Annotated in this window: 1 protein-coding gene; it reads right to left on the bottom strand. The window is 61.5% G+C overall.

Annotated features, from left to right (window positions below; translation table 11 throughout):
- Positions 1–124: 124 nt before the first annotated feature.
- The gene (locus tag HKK72_RS39290; RefSeq protein ID WP_187239436.1) at positions 125–523 is read right to left on the bottom strand and encodes a hypothetical protein; all 399 of its coding nucleotides are present in this window, start codon (positions 521–523) and stop codon (positions 125–127) included.
- Between the last annotated feature and the right edge of the window lie 887 nt (positions 524–1,410).

Below are 1,410 nucleotides of genomic sequence, written 5' to 3'. Positions count from 1 at the left end.
ACAGACCAGCGGCTCCATCACACCCTCACACCCACCGACCCCACCAGCCAGCCCAAACGATCACTCCGGAATCAGGCCGGTGGATCCGGGCTCAGCCTACTCCCAGCAAGTCTCCTCGCCACCATCACTCTGGAAGTTCTCGAGGCACCCAGCAGACGATCAGAATGCACTTTTCTTGGGCCTGCTCCCATTCATGTTCAAAGGTTCCTGGAGTATGATCGGAAGCCATCAAGGCTTCCTTGAATTTTTTCTCGCGAAATGCCCGCTCGTCTTTTTCGGTCATGGGTGGAAGCTTCTTCGACCGGCGACGCTCCTGCTCGGTCGTGACGCTCTCATCGGTAAACCGATCAACAGCAGACTCTGTGTCATGGCCGATCGCTTTGTACAGCTCTTCATTGAGAAGATACTCGTCCGCCTCCAGCTCGCCATAGCGGCGCATAGCGGCGTCGACCCACTGAGCACGATCGACGCTTCGCGGATGCGGCAAGTCTTTGTACATCTCGTTACGAGCTGTGTTGAACATGACGCGAGTGTATGTCCGAAGCCGCTCTAGCCGACTTTCCGAGGCGTCTATAAATCGCCAACCAGAAGTGTTATCCTCGCTATCGTGGTAGGGTAGATCCGGGTTTTTCCAGTGGTATCGGATTTGCATGCCGCTCTGTTCGAATGCCCGCTTGAGCGACGCCCCGGTCCTCGTTCCATTGATCAGGGCCTCGTCCTCCCGCTGGATCGCCGACGGAGGCCTCGCCGGATCGTAGGGCTCTTCTAGCTCGGGCGGCACCCACCGCCCGCTGGGCGCTGACGGCGACGGCCGTGGTACGGCCGCCCCGCCGCCACCTGGGCGCACCGCCCTGACACCCCCACTCCCGCTCCGAGCGGGAATAGGCGCCGCGACCGGACCACCAGCTTCCCGGCAACCGGCCATAGACTGCTCGACCCGGCACAACGCCGACTTCGTGGAACCTACGACCGAGTCCCCCACTCCCGACCCCACCACGGCGGCCACGACCCCGGCGATGAGCAGAACCACGCCGAGGTGACCCACCGAACCTTCGCCTCTGTCACCACGTGGTGACTCTGCACATATCACCATGCCGCCACGCTAGTGATCTCAACCACACTCGAACAGAGCCCAAAGCCTCAACCGAGGGCCCCAACACCCATGGGCCTAGGGCACCCTCAGACCCAAGGAGACAAGACGAGGTCTGTCCGAATCTTGGTCGCTGACCTGTAGATTCACCGGTCGTCTGTCCCTGAGTAACCGTGGTTTGAGCTTCCCCCTTGATCACCATCCTGACGGGCACGCAACGGGCACGACGGGGCGGTTGTGAAGAGCAGCAGCCGCATGCCATCAACGCTTCTGGCCTCTAGCCTGTCGGGTGGCCGGGAGGAATCTCACCTCCCGGCTCC

Source organism: Actinomadura sp. HBU206391 (genome assembly GCF_014323665.1).
In the GTDB taxonomy this organism is placed as follows: Bacteria; Actinomycetota; Actinomycetes; order Streptosporangiales; family Streptosporangiaceae; genus Actinomadura_C.
Note: the sequence above shows the minus strand (reverse complement) of the source record. Positions and strands in the feature narration are given on the sequence as shown.